At 40.2% G+C, this 17,275-nt stretch carries 17 protein-coding genes; 14 read left to right on the top strand and 3 right to left on the bottom strand.

The genetic code is table 11. From position 1 onward, the window contains the following. Positions 1–31: 31 nt before the first annotated feature. Positions 32–790: a DeoR/GlpR family DNA-binding transcription regulator gene (locus tag FFM75_RS09535; protein ID WP_137628945.1), complete on the bottom strand. Its 759-nt coding sequence runs from the start codon at positions 788–790 to the stop codon at positions 32–34. Between the two features lie 283 nt (positions 791–1,073). Here FFM75_RS09535 and FFM75_RS09530 point away from each other — a divergent pair, with 283 nt between their 5' ends. From FFM75_RS09530 to FFM75_RS09495, 8 genes are all read left to right on the top strand, one after another. Next, positions 1,074–2,168, top strand: coding sequence for an alcohol dehydrogenase catalytic domain-containing protein (locus FFM75_RS09530; protein ID WP_379832154.1), 1,095 nt, complete (start codon positions 1,074–1,076; stop codon positions 2,166–2,168). A gap of 19 nt (positions 2,169–2,187) precedes the next feature. After that, entirely contained in the window at positions 2,188–2,604 is a 417-nt protein-coding gene (locus FFM75_RS09525) for a PTS sugar transporter subunit IIA (RefSeq protein ID WP_137628943.1), read from the top strand. A 15-nt stretch (positions 2,605–2,619) separates the two neighbouring features. After that, positions 2,620–3,096, top strand: a complete 477-nt coding sequence (locus tag FFM75_RS09520) for a PTS sugar transporter subunit IIB (RefSeq protein WP_137628942.1) — start codon at positions 2,620–2,622, stop codon at positions 3,094–3,096. A gap of 18 nt (positions 3,097–3,114) precedes the next feature. Beyond that, positions 3,115–3,879 carry a PTS mannose/fructose/sorbose/N-acetylgalactosamine transporter subunit IIC gene (locus FFM75_RS09515; protein WP_137628941.1) on the top strand — a complete coding sequence of 255 codons (765 nt, stop codon included), beginning with the start codon at positions 3,115–3,117 and terminating at the stop codon, positions 3,877–3,879. Continuing rightward, positions 3,876–4,721 carry a PTS system mannose/fructose/sorbose family transporter subunit IID gene (locus FFM75_RS09510; RefSeq protein ID WP_137628940.1) on the top strand — a complete coding sequence of 282 codons (846 nt, stop codon included), beginning with the start codon at positions 3,876–3,878 and terminating at the stop codon, positions 4,719–4,721. The genes FFM75_RS09515 and FFM75_RS09510 overlap by 4 nt, the downstream gene beginning before the upstream one ends. 18 nt (positions 4,722–4,739) lie before the next feature. Then, positions 4,740–5,405: a ribulose-phosphate 3-epimerase gene (gene rpe, locus FFM75_RS09505; RefSeq protein WP_307722394.1), complete on the top strand. Its 666-nt coding sequence runs from the start codon at positions 4,740–4,742 to the stop codon at positions 5,403–5,405. Positions 5,406–5,420: 15 nt separating this feature from the next. After that, positions 5,421–7,811, top strand: a complete 2,391-nt coding sequence (locus FFM75_RS09500; protein ID WP_137628939.1) for a phosphoketolase family protein — start codon at positions 5,421–5,423, stop codon at positions 7,809–7,811. Positions 7,812–8,023: 212 nt separating this feature from the next. Next, positions 8,024–8,323 carry a sugar-binding domain-containing protein gene (locus FFM75_RS09495; protein ID WP_171001476.1) on the top strand — a complete coding sequence of 100 codons (300 nt, stop codon included), beginning with the start codon at positions 8,024–8,026 and terminating at the stop codon, positions 8,321–8,323. A 236-nt stretch (positions 8,324–8,559) separates the two neighbouring features. Here the strand turns inward: FFM75_RS09495 and FFM75_RS09490 are convergent, their stop codons facing one another. Both FFM75_RS09490 and FFM75_RS09485 read right to left on the bottom strand, forming a co-directional pair. Then, positions 8,560–10,953, bottom strand: coding sequence for a phosphoketolase family protein (locus FFM75_RS09490; protein WP_137628937.1), 2,394 nt, complete (start codon positions 10,951–10,953; stop codon positions 8,560–8,562). Between the two features lie 165 nt (positions 10,954–11,118). After that, positions 11,119–11,886 carry a DeoR/GlpR family DNA-binding transcription regulator gene (locus tag FFM75_RS09485; RefSeq protein WP_137628936.1) on the bottom strand — a complete coding sequence of 256 codons (768 nt, stop codon included), beginning with the start codon at positions 11,884–11,886 and terminating at the stop codon, positions 11,119–11,121. Between the two features lie 336 nt (positions 11,887–12,222). Here FFM75_RS09485 and FFM75_RS09480 point away from each other — a divergent pair, with 336 nt between their 5' ends. The 6 genes from FFM75_RS09480 (at position 12,223) to FFM75_RS09455 (ending at position 17,265) form a co-directional block, all read left to right on the top strand. Next, positions 12,223–12,693 (top strand): PTS sugar transporter subunit IIA, encoded by a 471-nt coding sequence (locus FFM75_RS09480; RefSeq protein ID WP_137628935.1) that lies wholly within the window; start codon positions 12,223–12,225, stop codon positions 12,691–12,693. 46 nt (positions 12,694–12,739) lie between these two features. Continuing rightward, a complete protein-coding gene (locus FFM75_RS09475) occupies positions 12,740–13,036 on the top strand; it encodes a PTS sugar transporter subunit IIB (RefSeq protein WP_137628934.1) in 297 nt (98 codons plus the stop codon). A 47-nt stretch (positions 13,037–13,083) separates the two neighbouring features. Continuing rightward, positions 13,084–14,355 (top strand): PTS galactitol transporter subunit IIC, encoded by a 1,272-nt coding sequence (locus FFM75_RS09470; protein WP_137628933.1) that lies wholly within the window; start codon positions 13,084–13,086, stop codon positions 14,353–14,355. Positions 14,356–14,417: 62 nt separating this feature from the next. Next, entirely contained in the window at positions 14,418–15,476 is a 1,059-nt protein-coding gene (locus FFM75_RS09465; RefSeq protein WP_137628988.1) for a zinc-binding dehydrogenase, read from the top strand. Between the two features lie 119 nt (positions 15,477–15,595). Beyond that, positions 15,596–16,216 (top strand): HAD family hydrolase, encoded by a 621-nt coding sequence (locus FFM75_RS09460; protein WP_137628932.1) that lies wholly within the window; start codon positions 15,596–15,598, stop codon positions 16,214–16,216. Between the two features lie 245 nt (positions 16,217–16,461). Beyond that, on the top strand, positions 16,462–17,265 hold the full coding sequence (locus FFM75_RS09455) for an SDR family oxidoreductase (RefSeq protein WP_137628931.1): 804 nt from the start codon (positions 16,462–16,464) through the stop codon (positions 17,263–17,265). Positions 17,266–17,275: the final 10 nt, after the last annotated feature.

The following is a 17,275-nucleotide window of genomic DNA, read 5'->3' as shown; positions in this document are numbered from 1 at the left end:
GTTACAACAATCACAATCAGCTTATCGATTGTTAATTGTCTACCTCAATGTTGTGTATCTGGCAAACTTTATCAAAATCTTCAGATAGTTGGTAGTCGGTTATTAGAATATCGATGTCGTCAAAATCGGCTGTCTTATAAGTTGTTGTGAGGTTGAACTTTGAATTATCAGCGACTAAGACTGTTTCTTGACAATGCGACATACTTTTCTTTGAGACCGTAACTTCACTAAAGTCATGGTTAGTTATGCCAGAGTTTAGTGAAATTCCACCACAGCCAAAAAAACCAACATCCATATAAATGCCGTCAACAGCCTGTAAAGTAAGGCCACCTGATAAAGAACGCTCAGTTTTTCTCAAGTCGCCTCCCAACAAAATAACATCTTTTCCCGGTGATGATGCTAACGTAGCAGCTACTGGCAATGAATCTGTCACTACTGTAATCGGTTCTAAGTCACTTTGACTAAGAGCCTTGGCAATAAAGAAGTTAGTAGTGCCATAGTCAATAAAGATAGTCATGCCTTTTTGAATATGCTTTAAGGCTTTTTTAGCAATACTCATTTTTTCTTTTCGATGTTGCGTAGCCCGCTTTTCATATTCATCTTCTAAAACAGTGCGATCAACTGCACCACCGTGAACCTTCCGAATAGCGCCTTGTTCATCGAGGTAATATAAGTCTTGGCGAATGGTTTCTCTAGTTACACCAAACTCATCACTAAGTTGAGCAACCCTTACCGAATGGTTAGCCTTTATTTCTGCTAAAATGGCATCTCTTCGTTCATACGGACCCATAGCATTCTCACGTCTTTCTATATGTTAGTTCGCTAATAAAAGGAGCGTGTATTAGCTAAAATAAATTCTAGCCAAGTTTTTTGTAAAACACAAATTAAAATGCCGGTATGCTGTGTTTCGAAAAAAATTTAAAGTTCAAAATATGGTTTTATCTTGGCTTTTATCAACGTTTTTGCTTTCTTTTTTATTTATGAGGCTAAAAAACAGATAAAAAAAGATATTGCAAAATAAAAACCAAGTGATAGAATCAAAAATATAAACGATTACATTTGTGGGAGGACATATCATGAACGGAATAGATGCAATGAAAAAAGTTACTTCGAAGACATATCGGTTAGTCGCACCAGGTACCATGGAAGTTCAAAATATTGAACATGATTTAAAACCAGGATGGGTCGATATAGAACCTGTTATGGCCAGTGTTTGCCATGCTGATGATCGGTATTTTGCTGGTCAACGTCGGCCTGAAGCTTTAAAGAAAAAGTTACCAATGGCGTTGCTTCATGAAGGGATTGGCGTCGTCAAGGAAAGCAAGAGCGCGGCTTTTAAAGTTGGTCAAAGAGTAGTCATTGCACCTAATATTCCAGGATATGTTCTACGCGGAGAAACAAGAAAAAGCCAAATCCCTGCCAATTATAGTCAAGATGCGGTTTTTCTGAGTAGTGGTTACGATGGGATTGCGCAAAGCGATTTAGTTCATCCTGAAAGTGGTGTTATTCCGATTCCAGATAATGTTCCAGATGAAATCGCGGTGTTAACTGAAGTTAGTACGATTGGTTACCACGCTGCTAGTCACGTTAAAGACATCCTATCTAAGGATAATGTGAAAGTTGCGCTATTTGGTGATGGACCAGTGGGGTATATGGCAGCTGCAGCATTGCACTTTATTTATGGTATCGGTAAAGAAAATCTAACAGTATTTGGAGCTATGAAAGATCGCTTAGATGAAGTTGATTTTGCACAAAAAGAAATGAGTACGGAATATGACTTCGATAATGCTGGCGAGCAATTTGATGTTATTTTTGAAGCCACAGGTGGACGCTTTAGTTCAACGGCTATCAATGAAGGGATTAAAGTGATTAAGCGGACCGGTAGCTTTGTATTGATGGGAGTTACTGAAGATTTAGTGCCAATCGACACACGTGATGTTCTTGAGAAGGGTTTGACTTTGTATGGTACTAGCCGCTCTACGCCCGCTGATTTTAAAGTAGTCATTGACGAAATGAGCCAAAATGAAGCGTATCGACAAGCATTGCGTAAATTGTTACCAGATCAAGAGATGACAGTTGAAAATGTTTCAGATATGGTAACTGCTTTCAATACTATTCTAAAAGAAAAAAGCTGGCATAAAGCATTATTGAAATTCGAGTGGAAATAAATTGTGATAGGAGTAGGACATGGTTGGAATTGTAATTGCGACGCATGGCACCCTTGCTGATGGGTTAATGGATGCAGTGAATCTAATTATTGGTGAACAAGAAGACGTGTTTACTTTAGGGTTAAAACATGGTGACGACATTTCGGAATTTGGTGAACATTTGGTTGCTGGGATTGAGAAAGTCGACCATGGTGAAGGTGTTATTGTCTTTACGGATTTATTTGGTGCTAGTCCCTATAATCAAGCGGCCATGGCAAAACGTAAACTAGATGGAATTCCATATCAGCTGATTACGGGTGTTAACTTACCAATGTTAATACAGGCGTTCAATGATCGTATTCTTGGTTTAGGCTTGGATGAAATGAAAGCCTCTTCATTTAAGGCTGGTACTGATGGTGTTGTTGATTTCTTTGCTAAATTTGCGAACAAACAATAGAACGGAGTGATTTATATGTCAGAAATAGTATTAGCACGTATTGATGATCGTTTAATTCATGGACAAGTTATGACTGCTTGGCTTCAATATACAGGTGGCAATCATATTGTCATTATTGATGACGAAACGGCGAAGGATGACTTTTTGAAAACAGTTATGGAAATGTCGGTACCTGAAGGTGTCGCATTGGATGTTTTTAGCATTAATGATGCGATTGAATTTTTAAAAAATGATGCCAATGATGACAAACTATTGTTATTGGCCAAAACACCGGGAGCTTACTATGCTTTGATTGAAGGCGGTGTTAAATTAGCCAACTTAGTTGTTGGTGGTATGGGTGCTGCTAAGGGACGGACAAAATTCTATAAGAATATCTCAGCTTCAGATGATGAACGTGAAACATTCAAGAATATTATTGAAGCTGGAACTGTGGTAAATGTTCAAATTGTGCCAAGCGATAAAGCTACTAATGTAGCGGGACTGTTGAATTAACATAAAGGAGAACTTACTATGACAATTCATCTCTGGCAAGCGTTTTTAATCGGGGTAGTTTATTATCTCGGCCAAATGGGGACACCTTGGGTATCTTTAGCTGGTACGCATAGTATTATGCGACCGTTAGTCAATGGTGCATTAGTTGGCCTGATTCTGGGTGACCCAGTTCAAGGTACTATTTATGGTGCTGCCATTCAATTGCCTTTCTTGGCATGGATTGGTGCTGGTGGTGCGGTTCCGATGGACACTGCCTTAGCTGGTACCTTAGGGACTGCACTTGGGATGGCATCAGGAGTTTCACCGTCTGTTGCAATTACACTGGCAGTGCCAATTAGTCTGATTGGTACAATGATTTGGGTTTTACACATGACAGTCGATATTACTTTTGTTCATATGGCAGATACTGCTGCTGATGAAGGAAATATTAATCGAATTAACTTCTTACATGTTTGGCCACCTCAGATTACAATGTTTATTTTCTCCGTATTACCTGCAATGTTAGCCGCTTATTATGGATCAGGTCCAGTTAAAGATGTTATTAGTGGATTAAAAGGGACACCACTACATGTTTTAACTGTTATTGGTGGCCTGTTACCAGCGCTTGGTATTGCAATGAACTTACGCGCTATGACTGCTAAAGGTACATTAGTATTCTTCATTTTAGGCTTTATGGTTGTTGAGTATTCAGGTATGGCTATTTTACCAATTGCTGTGTTTGCTGCAATTATTGCTTATATTTACACTAAGTTATACATGAAAAAAGGGAGTGAAAGAGCATGAGTGAACAATCAACCGACACTGTACAACCTGAGAAAAAACTCAGTAAAAAAGAAGTTGTTCGTGCCTTTTGGCGGTGGACTTTCTTCTCTCACGCGAACTATAACTATGAACGACTACAAGCAACTGGGGTTATCCATGCACTTTCACCTATCTTAAAACATTTATATGGCGATGATGAAGATGAGATGAAGGAAGCCTTGCAACGGCATATGGAATTTTTCAATACTGAACCACATTTTGGTGGTGCTATTTTGGGAATGACTATTGCCATGGAAGAAGAAAAGGCTAATGGCGCACCAATTACTAGTAGTACTATTAACAGTTTGAAAACTGGACTGATGGGACCTTTAGCAGGTATTGGTGATACGTTGTGGCAAGGAACGTTGATTCCTATTTTACTTTCATTCACGGTTAGTTTCGGTGCTAAAGGTAATGTGTTTATGGGGCCGATCTTGTTTGTGCTATTACATTTAGGCATTATTTGGGGAATCGGGTATTTATCATGGATGCAAGGATACAGTCTTGGTAAAGAAGGGATTGCCAAGGTGCTAAAAGGTTCTTTACTACCAACGGTCATGACTTATGCGCAGTGTTTGGGACCGATTGTCATTGGGGCGTTGTCTGCAACATTTGTTAAAGTTTCGACGCCTATGAAGATAAATCTTGGTAAAGAAGTTCTGAAAGTTCAAACAGGTATTCTAGATAAATTAATCTTGGGACTGTTGCCACTAGGAATTACGTTACTCGCATACTACTTGTTGAAACGTAAATTTAAGCCAACAACGGTTGTACTAATTTTGATGTTAGTTGGTCTAGTTGGTGGCATGTTCTATATTATTTAACTTTTTCGGGAGTGACGAATGATGAAAATTGCACCTTCAATTCTAAGTGCTGATTTCTGTAATTTAAAACATGATATTGTTTTAGTTGAAAAGGCGGGAGTCGAGTATTTACACGTGGATATTATGGACGGACACTTTGTTCCCAATATTACTTTTGGTCCTAAAGTTGTGGCAGATATTCGTAAAAATACTAGCTTAGTCCTAGATTGTCATTTAATGATTGATAATCCAGAAGCGTATATCAAAGATTTTGCTCAGGCTGGTGGTGATATTTTAACGATCCATGTTGAAAGTACTCGTCACATATATCGGGCCGTGCAATTGATTCGTGATAATAATGTCAAAGCAGGCATTGTATTAAATCCGGGGACGCCATTGACTGCGATTGAACCGGTTCTTCCGTTAGTTGATCAAGTATTGATTATGACAGTAAATCCTGGATTTGGTGGACAAGCCTTTATTCCAGAAATGGTAGAAAAAGTTAGAAAACTAAAGGAAATCAAGGATTTGAATGATTACGCCTTTGATATTGAGGTAGATGGCGGTATAAGTGACAAGACTATCGGAAAATGCTATGAAGCTGGTGCTAATGTGTTCGTGGGTGGCTCATATATCTATGATGCTGATACTCCAGAACAACGTATCCAATCGTTAAAAGATGCAGTTGCACTGACTAGTAAATAAAAGGAGTTATAAGTAATGAGTGAAGCAACTATTGAGGTAGCTACTGATTATTCTTCAGTTGAATATTTGAGTCGTGTTGACAAATATTGGCGGGCTGCTAACTATATTTCGGTTGGACAACTTTATCTATTGAATAATCCCCTATTAAGGGAACCATTAAAAGCAACAGATGTTAAAGTCCATCCAATTGGTCATTGGGGTACAATTGCTGGTCAGAATTTTATCTACGCCCACTTAAACCGTGTAATTAATAAATATAAACTAAATATGTTTTATATTGAAGGCCCTGGACATGGTGGTCAAGTCATGGTTTCTAACTCATACTTAGACGGGACTTACACTGAAACCTATCCCAAGATTACCCAAGATACCGCTGGGATGAAACAATTGTTTAAACAATTTTCGTTTCCAGGTGGTGTGGCATCACATGCTGATCCTAAGACGCCAGGCTCAATTCATGAAGGCGGCGAACTTGGTTACTCAATCTTGCATGGTGCTGGTGCCGTTCTTGATAATCCAGGTTTGATTGCTGCAACGGTTGTTGGTGATGGGGAAGCTGAAACTGGTCCATTGGCGACTTCTTGGCAAGTCAATAAGTTTCTCAACCCAATCACTGATGGGACAGTTCTGCCCATTTTAAATCTAAATGGTTTCAAAATTTCTAACCCAACTGTGCTTTCACGTGAATCACATGAAGAATTAGAGAAGTACTTCAGCGGTCTTGGCTGGAATCCGTACTTTGTTGAAGGCGATGATCCTGCTAAGATGCATAGCGAAATGGCTACCAAGTTGGATAAGGTAATCGAAGAGATCAACGATATTCGCAAGCATGCTAAGGATAATAACGATGAATCGCGTCCTAAGTGGCCAATGATCGTTTTTCGTGCACCTAAAGGCTGGACTGGTCCTAAGACTTGGGATGGTGAACCAATTGAAGGGTCATTCCGGGCTCATCAGATTCCAATTCCTGTCGACCGTAATCATATGGAACATGCCGATGAGCTGGTGAAATGGCTTAAATCGTATCAGCCAGAGGACTTGTTCGATGACAACGGGACCTTGAAACCAGAAATTGCTTCGCTGGTGCCTGAAGGTAGTGCACGCATGGCGGCTAATCCTATTACTAATGGTGGTAAACTGACCAAGGATTTGATTACACCAAACATCGATAACTATGCTTTAGATAACAAGGATCACGGTAAAACGGACGGTTCAGATATGACCGAACTCGGTAAATATATTCGTGATTTAATTACATTAAACAAAAATAATAAGAATTTCCGTGGTTGGGGTCCTGACGAAACCTTATCTAACAAGTTAGGTGCGGCTTTTGAAGACACTAAACGTCAATGGATGGCGCCAATCCACGAACCTAACGATGCTTTATTAGCACCTGAAGGCCGCATCATCGACTCCATGTTGTCAGAACACATGGATGAAGGGATGTTGGAAGCTTACAACTTAACCGGGCGCTATGGCTTCTTCGCAAGTTATGAATCATTCTTGCGTGTGGTAGATTCAATGTTGACCCAACATTTCAAGTGGTTACGGAACTCGCATGAAGAAACGCCTTGGCGGGCTGATGTTCCCTCACTTAACGTGATTGCTTCATCAACAGCTTTCCAACAAGATCATAACGGTTATTCACACCAAGATCCGGGGATCATTTCACATTTAGCGGAGAAAAAGACTGAGTATATCAGAGCCTATTTACCAGCTGATGCTAATTCTTTAGTAGCAGTGTTTGACAAAGCAATTCAAAGTAAACAATTAATTAATCTGATTGTTGCCAGCAAGCACCCACGTCCACAATGGTTCACGATGGACGAAGCTAAACATTTAGTTCATGATGGCCTTGGTATTATCGACTGGGCAAGTACCGATAATGGTTCAGAACCAGATGTTGTCTTTGCAACTGCCGGCTCAGAACCAACGACTGAAAGCTTGGCTGCGGTTTCAATCTTGCATGCAGCTTTCCCAGAGATGAAGATTCGCTTTATTAACGTCGTTGACCTTTTGAAGTTGAAGAAGGACGATCCACGGGGCTTATCAGATGCTGAATTTGATGCTTACTTTACTCAAGACAAGCCAGTTATCTTCGCATATCATGGCTATGATGACTTGATTAAGACGCTTTTCTTTGACCGGCATAATCACAATGTTTATGTGCATGGTTATCGTGAAGAAGGGGATATTACTACACCATTTGATATGCGTGTTCGCAATGAACTTGACCGTTTCCACTTGGTTAAGACGGCTATCTTAGCTAGTTCAGAATATGCTGTTAGGGGTGCTCATCTTGTCCAAGAGATGAATGAGATGCTTGATAAGCATTATAATTATATTCGGACTGAAGGCACCGACTTATCAGAAGTTGAAAGCTGGCGATGGAAAGCGCTAGATTAAATTAATTAGACTCGTATTTGTAGAATCACAATTAACAGTTAGGATTAACCAACTGTTAATTGTGATTCTTTTGATAACGATAAAGTTCTGGGTGAGACAATGGCTAATTATTTAGTAGTAATAATTAGCCGTGTTTGGGCTGTGAAATCATCTAATGTGAACTAAAAATCATCTTTAGGCGCGGTAAGAATGTTGATGTGGTTGGGAATGATGTGCAGACATCAACTTGGCGTAAACTTGATTATATTACAAAAGACGAGACTAATGAGTTAACTAGTGCTGGTGCAATTGGAGATGTAGTAGCTGATTTCTTTGATGATCAGGGTCACACTGTACATACTGATTTTTCGAATCGACTTATTGGTATTACTATTGATGATTTGAAAAATATTAGTAATGTGGTGGTGACTGCGGTTAGAAAGAAGAAGGCTCAGGGCGTTAAGGTATTGTTGGAAAATGATGTTATCAATACATTGATTATCGATCAAGCAGTCGCGGAACGTATTATCTAGCTGTGAAAATTTGATTGTAATGAATATGGAGGAGACTTGGGGAAACCTGAGTCTCTTTCTTATTAAGTCAATTAATGATTTGAGCTCTGGTATATTTAAAATGCATCATGCTAAACATATTACTAGTGAAAAATACTCTTTAAATGCAAAAAGCCACCACCCTAGTCACAGCAACTAGAGTGGCGGTTTTCGTAATCATGAACCAAATTAAGGAATTAGCAAAACTTTAAGTGAGCTTATTTAATTGGTGTCCATTTCCAGTCTTCAACTTCTGGAAGATCCGTACCTTCAGCACGAATGTAGTCATGATGCTTGTCGAGCGTATCGTTCATTTCTTGAACAAGATGAGCACCCTTAACCGCATATTCTGGACTAGCTAAGATGGCAGCCTTAACTAAGTGGAAGCGGTCGAGTTCATTACGGACACGCATGTCAAATGGTGTGGTAATGTCGCCTTCTTCACGGTAACCATGAACGTGTAAGTTATGGTTGTGACGGTCGAAGAAGATCGTCTTTACAAGGTCATCGTAAGCATGGTATGCGAAGATAACTGGTTTGTCCTTAGTGAAGTAAGCATCAAATTCAGCATCTGATAAGCCCCGTGGATCGTCCTTCTTCAATTTCAAGAGATCAACGACGTTAATGAAGCGAATTTTCATTTCTGGGAAGGCTGCGTGTAAGATTGAAACCGCAGCTAAGCTTTCAGTTGTTGGTTCTGAGCCGGCAGTTGCAAAGACAACATCAGGTTCTTCACCATTGTCAGTACTTGCCCAGTCAATAACACCAAGGCCATCATGAACTAAGTGTTTAGCTTCAGTCATTGTGAACCATTGTGGACGTGGGTGCTTGCTGGCAATGATCAAGTTGATCAATTGCTTGCTTTGGATTGCCTTGTCAAAGGTTGCAATCAAGGTGTTGGCATCGCCTGGAAGGTAAGCCCGAACGTATTCAGTCTTCTTTTCAGCCAAGTGTGAAATGATACCTGGATCTTGATGTGAGTAACCATTGTGGTCTTGTTGGAAAGCTGTTGATGATGCAATCACGTTAAGTGAAGGTACATCAACCCGCCAAGGGGTTTCTTCGTGCGAGTTCCGTAACCACTTGAAGTGTTGGGTCAACATTGAGTCCACAACGCGTAAGAATGATTCGTAACTTGCAAAGAAGCCGTAACGACCAGTTAAGTTATAAGCTTCCAACATCCCTTCGTCCATGTGTTCTGACAACATGGAGTCGATGATGCGGCCTTCAGGTGCTAATAAAGCATCGTTAGGTTCGTGGATTGGTTCCATCCATTGACGTTTAGTGTCTTCAAAAGCCGCACCTAACTTGTTAGATAAGGTTTCATCAGGACCCCAGCCACGGAAGTTCTTGTTATCTTTGTTTAATTCGATTAAGTCACGGATATATTTACCAAGTTCAGTCATATCTGAACCGTCTTCTTTACCGTGATCCTTGTTATCCAAGGCATAGTCATCGATGTTTGGTGTGATTAAGTCTTTGGTTAACTTCCCACCGTTAGTAACAGGGTTAGCAGCCATCCGAGCATCACCTTCAGGTACTAATGAAGCGATTTCTGGTTTCAAAGTCCCGTTATCATCGAATAATTCTTCTGGTTTGTATGATTTGAGCCATGCAACTAACTTGTCAGCGTGTTCCATATGGTTACGGTCGACAGGAATTGGAATTTGATGGGCCCGGAATGACCCTTCAATTGGTTCGCCGTCCCAAGTCTTAGGACCAGTCCAGCCTTTAGGTGCGCGGAAGACGATCATTGGCCATTTAGGACGTGATTCATCGTTGTTGTCCTTAGCATTCTTACGAATGTCGTGGATTTCTTCGATAACTTTATCCAATTCAACAGCCATTTCTTTGTGCATCTTAGCAGGGTCAGTACCTTCAACAAAGTGAGGATCCCAGCCAAGACCCTTGAAGTAGTCTTCAAGTTCTTCATGTGATTCACGTGAAAGCACAGTTGGGTTAGAAATCTTGAAACCATTTAAGTTCAAGATAGGTAAGACCGTCCCATCAGTAATTGGGTTGAGGAACTTGTTAACTTGCCAAGAAGTTGCCAATGGACCAGTTTCTGATTCGCCATCACCAACAACCGTTGCGGCAATCAAACCAGGATTGTCAAGAACGGCACCGGCACCATGCAAGATTGAGTAGCCAAGTTCGCCACCTTCGTGAATTGAACCTGGTGTCTTAGGATCAGCATGTGATGCTACGCCACCTGGGAATGAGAATTGTTTGAATAAACGCTTCATCCCAGTGGTATCTTGGGTAATTTTTGGATAGGTTTCAGTGTAAGTCCCGTCTAAGTATGAGTTAGAAACCATGACTTGGCCACCATGACCTGGTCCTTCAATATAGAACATGTTCAAACCATACTTATTAATAACCCGGTTTAAGTGGGCATAAATAAAGTTTTGGCCGGCAATCGTGCCCCAGTGGCCGATTGGATGGACTTTAACGTCCGTTGCCTTTAAAGGTTCCTTTAATAGGGGATTATTTAATAGGTAGAGTTGACCAACTGAGATGTAGTTGGCAGCCCGCCAATATTCGTCGACGCGATTTAAGTATTCATCTGAAGAATAATCAACAGAAGTGTTTTTGTTAATTGTTTCGCTCATCGTTTTGCAACTCCTTTGCAAATCTTTGTTTTATTTATCATTACGGTTATTATGATAGCGGTTTCAAAAATAAAGTCAAGCGTAATTTGGCATTAAAACGCATGACCAGCTTGCTAGAAATGATCAATCCTTGTTATATCAAGGGTTATGCTCCGATAAAAATTCTTATTTTCCACTGATCAAGGAGATGTCAGTGAGTCGGATTTGCTTGGCAATTCGTTGGTCAAGCTGATCATCCGTGATAATAACGTCAATGTCATCAACGCTAGCGGTCTTATATAAGGCATTTTTTTCAAATTTAGTGTGGTCTGCCAAGACGACTTTCATTCGGCAATGGGCCATCATTTTCTTCGAAACTTCGACTTCTTCTATATAGTGGTTAGTAATTCCAGCTTGCAAATTAACACCGCCACAACCAAAGAAACCAATGTCAGCATAAATGTTATGGATATTACTTAACGTAATTGGACCCGAAAGTGATCCTTCGCTAGTTCGCATTGTGCCACCTAGTAGTACGATCTGGATATCGCTAACAAATTGCAATGAATTTAAGACGAAAGTCGAATTAGTAATCACCGTTAGATTATGTAACTGACTATGTTTAATTTCTTCAGCAACTTGGAACGCCGTAGTGCCATAGTCTAGAAAGATTGATTCACCATCGTGGATTAGCCGTAATGCATTAACTGCGATTTGATTCTTTTCACTAACAGCTTCGTGTTGCCGCTTACCATACTTTGTTTCGCTGACACTTTGTGGCAATGTTGCGCCGCCTCGTATAGCTTGTACCAGTCCTTGCTTATCTAAGTTGTAGACATCTTTACGGATCGTTTCACGAGACACATCAATTTGCTTACTAATATCCGCAATCTTGATGGTTCCCTGTTGGTTAAGTTGATCTAAGATGTATTTTTGCCGTTGCATGACGTCCATAAACTCATCCCCTTTGAAATTTGTTTGATTAACATAGAATTATTTTTTCGCTATTATCATAGCACACTTTTGGCAACGGTTTGCAAACTATTTTGCATACGTGAAGAAACAAATATATAAAACGCTAACATTGTAAGCGATTACTATACTAATAAATCAAAGATTGTGAAGTAAACAACTTGTAACTTGCCAAGTATATGTGCTTGCCAATCCAACTTTGCAAATAAAGCGGAAAAAGTTTTTTAAAGAAAAGTCTTGCAAATGAAATGCAAAATGATACAATTTAGTCATTGAAAGCGATTACATTTAATCGATCCACGAAAGGAGAGACATATTTTGAGTGAGAACACTGTAGAAGTTAGTGATTACCTAAGAGATCAATTAATTCTCTTACATACTTCTTTTAAATCATCGAAAGAATTATTTACGGCAGTTAATGCTAAAGCTGAAGCAGATGGTTTTGTTACTGACCAATTTTTGCCAAAGATTATCAAGCGGGAGGCGACCTTCCCAACTGGCTTACAATTGGAAAAACGTGGCGTTGCCATCCCACATACTGATGCTGATACGATTAAAAAAGAATTCGTTGCTGTCATTGTCAACGATGACCCGGTTGACTTTAGTCGGATGGATGATCCTGAACAACAGGTAGGCGCGAAGTTAGTCTTCGTCTTGGGATTGAATCAACCGCATGCCCAATTGGATATGCTACAAGCCTTAATGGCAATTATCCAAGATGATGCGCTGATTGCTCAAATTGAAAGCGCTGACAGCAAAGGAACTGTTCATCAATTGTTAAGTAAATAAAATTAGAACTTATCTATAGTATATAGAAAGAAAAGGGGAACTTATTATGAAAAAATTAAACGTCTTAGTCGCATGTGGTGCTGGTATCGCAACTTCAACTGTTGTTATGAAGAAGGTTGAAGATTTATTTGCAGAAAATAACATTGATGCTAACTTGATTCAAATCAAGATTGCGGAAGCAGCTGGTAAACAAGATGATGCTGATATGTTAATTTCAACGACTGTTTTACCTACTGAATTCAAGATTCCAGCAATTAAAGCAATGGCTTTCTTAACTGGTATTGGCGTTGACAAATTAAAGGAAGAAATTGTTTCTAAAGCGCGCGAAATTCAAGCACAATAATTCAATACTTTGAAAAGTTTTAGATTCACTTAGTAGGAGGAAAAATTATGAAAGTCTTATCTGACGTGGTTCAAAGCGTCATCAATGTTGGCCCAAGTGTCATGCTACCAATTATCATCTTTATCGTTGGGTTAATCTTCCGGGTAAAGCCGGGTAAAGCCCTCACCGCTGGGATTACAGTTGGTATCGGGATGATTGGGATCAACTTAGTTATCAACTTATTGACTACGAGTGTCGGACCGGCCGCGCAAGCAATGGTTAAACGGTTTGGCTTCCACTTGACGATTATTGATGCCGGGTGGCCAGCAGTTTCCGCTGGGACTTGGGCACAACCAATTTCCGCTATTATGATTCCGATTATTTTAGTCGTTAACGTTATCTTAATTCTCTTGAATTGGACGAAGACTTTGGATATCGATATTTGGAACTACTGGCATATGATTGCTGCTTCAGCAACTGCTTATGTGGTTACGAAGAACTGGTGGTTTGCTATTCTTGCCGGTATTGTTTACGAAGTTGCAGTCTTAATCATTGCTGATAAAACAGCACCCAAAGTGGAAGAGTTCTATGGTCTAGAGGGGATTAGTTTCCCGACAGGTTCAGCCGCTGCTTATGGGTTATTGGGGATTCCAATTGGTTGGGTTGTTAGCAAGATTCCTGGTATCAGTAAATGGGATGTCGATCCACAAACCATTCAAAAACGGTTTGGTGTTTTCGGTGAACCAATGGTCATGGGGATTGTTATTGGGATGTTATTAGCCGCTTTAGGTGGCTATTCCGTACCAAACATCTTGAAACTTGGGATGTCCATGGGTGGTGTTATGTTCTTAATGCCACGGATGGTTAAGATCTTGATGGAAGGCTTAATGCCAATCCAAGAAGGTGCCCAAAAGTTACTTCAAGAAAAATATGGCAACCGCAAGATTTACTTAGGGATGGATGCTGCCCTTTCAACTGGTTCACCTGCGACCTTGGCAACTGGGTTGTTAATGGTTCCAATTACCTTATTCTTAGCAATTATCTTACCTGGTAACCGGGTTTTACCTTTCGGTGACTTGGCCACCATTCCATTCTTTGCTGCTTTGATCGTACCTAGCCGCAAAGGGAATATCGTTCATTCTGTTATTTCCGCTACCATTGTAATGATCTTCGCTTTACTAATGGCGACCGACTTTGGTCCAACTTTGACTTCAATGATGCACGGAATCGTTGCGTTCCCTAAAGGCGCATCTGAAGTTACCAACTTGGATACCGGTGGTAACATCTTGAACTGGCTTGTTTTGAAAGTATCACAATTAGTTCAACCTTTATTTAACTAAAACATTTTAGAACTCAGAAAGGAACATGAATTATGTCTGCTGAAGAATTTAATGAAGAAACAATGGAAGCTGTTGTTAAGACCGAAGCCGGTTATGACAACATGGAATTAAAACAAATCCCTGTACCAGAAGTTACTGGGGACAAGGTATTACTAAAAGTTGCCTATACTGGGATTTGTGGGACTGATATCCACACATTCAAGGGTCAATATGCAAACGCTGTCACCCCATTGGTTTTAGGTCATGAATTCTCAGGTAAAGTTGTTAAAGTAGGTCCAGACGTTAAAACATTGAAGCCTGGTGATCGGGTTACTAGTGAAACGACTTTTGCTACCGATGAAACTTGTATTTACTGCCAAGACAAAGAATACAACCTGTGCCCTAACCGCGAAGGGATTGGGACTAAGGCCAATGGCTCAATGGCCAACTATGTTTTAACTCGCGAAGAAAGTGCCCACATTTTGCCAGATAACGTTTCTTACAAGATGGCTGCAATGTCTGAACCACTTGCTTCTTGTGTTCATGCGATGTATCAAAAGACACCATTCACGTTACATGATACGTTACTTATCATCGGACCAGGACCAATGGGCTTACTTTCTTTACAAATCGCTAAAGAAATTGGTGCTCGGGTCTTCGTTTCTGGGATTACTAAAGATGCTGATCGTCTCCAAATTGCCAAGGAACTTGGTGCTGATCTTGTCATCGATACGCAAAAGGAAGATCTTGAAAAGATCATCATGGATGCTACTGATGGCGTTGGTGTAACTAAGGTTTATGACTGTTCTGGTGCGACACCAGCTGTTAATGCGGCCTTACCATTAATCCGTAAGGGTGGGACTTTCCAACAAGTTGGTCTCTTTGCTAAACCAATGAATGAATTGGATGAACGTTCTATTATTCAACATGAAATCACTTATCGTGGTTCACGTTCACAAAACCCATATGACTGGCCAATTGCATTACACCTTGAAAGTAAAGGTGCAATCAACCAAGATGCCATGATTACGAAGGTCTTTGATTTGGAACACTGGCGTGATGCTTTTGATGCGATGATGGCCGGCAAAGAATTGAAAGTTATGATTGCATCAAACCCTGACGATCCAGATTTAGCTGAATAGTACTTGGCTTTGCAATGACATATATTTGAGTAATAACTAGAATTACAAACCTCCTTGAAAAGGTGCTGCGGCTACAATGGTCGAGCACCTTTTTTTATGGGGGGAGGAGGAAACTGCAAATGACTTATCAAACGATTTTATTTGATATTGATAATACGTTGATCAATTCGGCTAATCTTATTGCTGAGACTTTGCAAAAAGGTGCCGCAGCAGTTGGTGTTGATGTGCCATTAGCTGAGTATCGTAAGCGGATTGGCCGGCCTGGAGATGAAATCTTAAAAGAATTTGGCGTGCCCGATTGGCAAAAGGTCTTAGATGGTTACATGGTTGAATTTGGTCGTAATATGCATCGATTAGCTTATTTTCCAGGTATTGAGGCATTATTATTGAACTTAAATAAACTGGGAATCCAAACGGGTGTGGTTACCTCAAAAGATCGGTTGCAATTTGATGCGGAAACAAAGTATTTTCCGTTAATTGCAGCTGCTGAAATCGTGACAACATCAGATTTAACAGCAAATCCTAAACCAAGTGCGGAGCCACTGTTATATACCGTTAAAACCCATCAGTTAGACCTTGAGCGGACGTTGTATATTGGTGATAGTGTCTTTGATATGCAAGCTGCTAAGGCCGCACAGATGGATTTTGCAAGTGCTGGTTGGGGGGCATTGCCAGGGATTGATTTTGGTAGCGCCAAGTATGCATTAACACGACCAGATGATGTCTTGAAGTTAATTTAAAGTTTTTTGTGGATAGTAATTGGTGAATTAAACTGGCCAATTACTATTTTTTGTTATCAGCATTTAATTTTGACGTTTTATTGCAAAAGTTGGCAACGTTGGACATCAAGTATAGCAAGCATTGGTCGGGATTAGTAAACCACTTTGTTATAACGAACTGAAATTAACGATATTAATTAATGTCAGCGCTTACATTACGATGTAACTATAGAAAATAAATATAAGTTGTAAGGAGCGCGTTAATTATGTCAAAAGATTGGTTAGAATTAGAAGATAACGTCATTATTGTCACTGGTGGTTCATCGGGTATTGGGGATGCGATTGTATCAGAGTTGTTGGGTCATGGTGCCCAAGTGTTTGATTTAGATCTCAATCCGAGTGAAATCAATAATGAACGTTTGCATTTTATTAAATGCGATGTGACCTCTGGTAAAGCAGTTGATGCAGCCGTTGATGAAGTGGTTGCAAAGTTTGGTCGAATTGATGGTTTAGTTAATAACGCTGGGATTAATATGCCACGTTTATTAGTTGATAATCAAAATCCGCGTGGTAAATATGAATTAAATGAAGGTGCTTTTGACAAGATGTTTGCGGTTAACGTAAAGAGTACTTTCTTGCTTTCACAAGCAGTTGGACGGTATATGGCAAAGCAAAGTGAAGGTGTCATTGTCAATATGTCATCAGAAGCTGGGCTAGAAGGGTCGCAAGGGCAAAGCATTTATTCTGGAACTAAGGGCGCAATTAATGGACTGACACGTTCATGGGCGAAGGAATTGGGTGAATTTAATATTAGAGTTGTTGGCGTCGCACCAGGAATCATGGAAGCAACTGGCTTACGAACACCATCGTATGAAGAAGCATTAGCCTATTCACGGCATAAGACGGTGGATGATTTAAGAGCTGGGTATAAGAGCACTACCACGACACCACTAGGTCGTAGCGGACACTTATATGAAGTGGCAGATTTAGTTAGTTACTTTTTATCAAAACGAGCAAGCTATATTACTGGGGTAACAACCAATGTAGCCGGGGGCAAATCGCGAGGCTAAAAAGGAATGA

It is taken from the genome of Lactiplantibacillus daowaiensis (assembly GCF_005405085.1).
GTDB classification, from domain to species: domain Bacteria; phylum Bacillota; class Bacilli; order Lactobacillales; family Lactobacillaceae; genus Lactiplantibacillus; species Lactiplantibacillus daowaiensis.
The sequence above is the reverse complement of the archived record's forward strand: the minus strand, read 5'-3'. Positions and strand labels throughout refer to the sequence as shown.

Excerpts from the sequence above, each read along its gene's own strand:
- FFM75_RS09535 (WP_137628945.1), bottom strand. The coding sequence starts at position 790 with ATGGGTCCGTATGAACGAAGAGATGCCATTTTAGCAGAAATAAAGGCT.
- FFM75_RS09525 (WP_137628943.1), top strand. The coding sequence starts at position 2,188 with ATGGTTGGAATTGTAATTGCGACGCATGGCACCCTTGCTGATGGGTTA.
- FFM75_RS09520 (WP_137628942.1), top strand. The coding sequence starts at position 2,620 with ATGTCAGAAATAGTATTAGCACGTATTGATGATCGTTTAATTCATGGA.
- FFM75_RS09515 (WP_137628941.1), top strand. The coding sequence starts at position 3,115 with ATGACAATTCATCTCTGGCAAGCGTTTTTAATCGGGGTAGTTTATTAT.
- FFM75_RS09510 (WP_137628940.1), top strand. The coding sequence starts at position 3,876 with ATGAGTGAACAATCAACCGACACTGTACAACCTGAGAAAAAACTCAGT.
- rpe (WP_307722394.1), top strand. The coding sequence starts at position 4,740 with ATGATGAAAATTGCACCTTCAATTCTAAGTGCTGATTTCTGTAATTTA.
- FFM75_RS09500 (WP_137628939.1), top strand. The coding sequence starts at position 5,421 with ATGAGTGAAGCAACTATTGAGGTAGCTACTGATTATTCTTCAGTTGAA.
- FFM75_RS09490 (WP_137628937.1), bottom strand. The coding sequence starts at position 10,953 with ATGAGCGAAACAATTAACAAAAACACTTCTGTTGATTATTCTTCAGAT.
- FFM75_RS09485 (WP_137628936.1), bottom strand. The coding sequence starts at position 11,886 with ATGGACGTCATGCAACGGCAAAAATACATCTTAGATCAACTTAACCAA.
- FFM75_RS09475 (WP_137628934.1), top strand. The coding sequence starts at position 12,740 with ATGAAAAAATTAAACGTCTTAGTCGCATGTGGTGCTGGTATCGCAACT.
- FFM75_RS09470 (WP_137628933.1), top strand. The coding sequence starts at position 13,084 with ATGAAAGTCTTATCTGACGTGGTTCAAAGCGTCATCAATGTTGGCCCA.
- FFM75_RS09465 (WP_137628988.1), top strand. The coding sequence starts at position 14,418 with ATGGAAGCTGTTGTTAAGACCGAAGCCGGTTATGACAACATGGAATTA.
- FFM75_RS09460 (WP_137628932.1), top strand. The coding sequence starts at position 15,596 with ATGACTTATCAAACGATTTTATTTGATATTGATAATACGTTGATCAAT.
- FFM75_RS09455 (WP_137628931.1), top strand. The coding sequence starts at position 16,462 with ATGTCAAAAGATTGGTTAGAATTAGAAGATAACGTCATTATTGTCACT.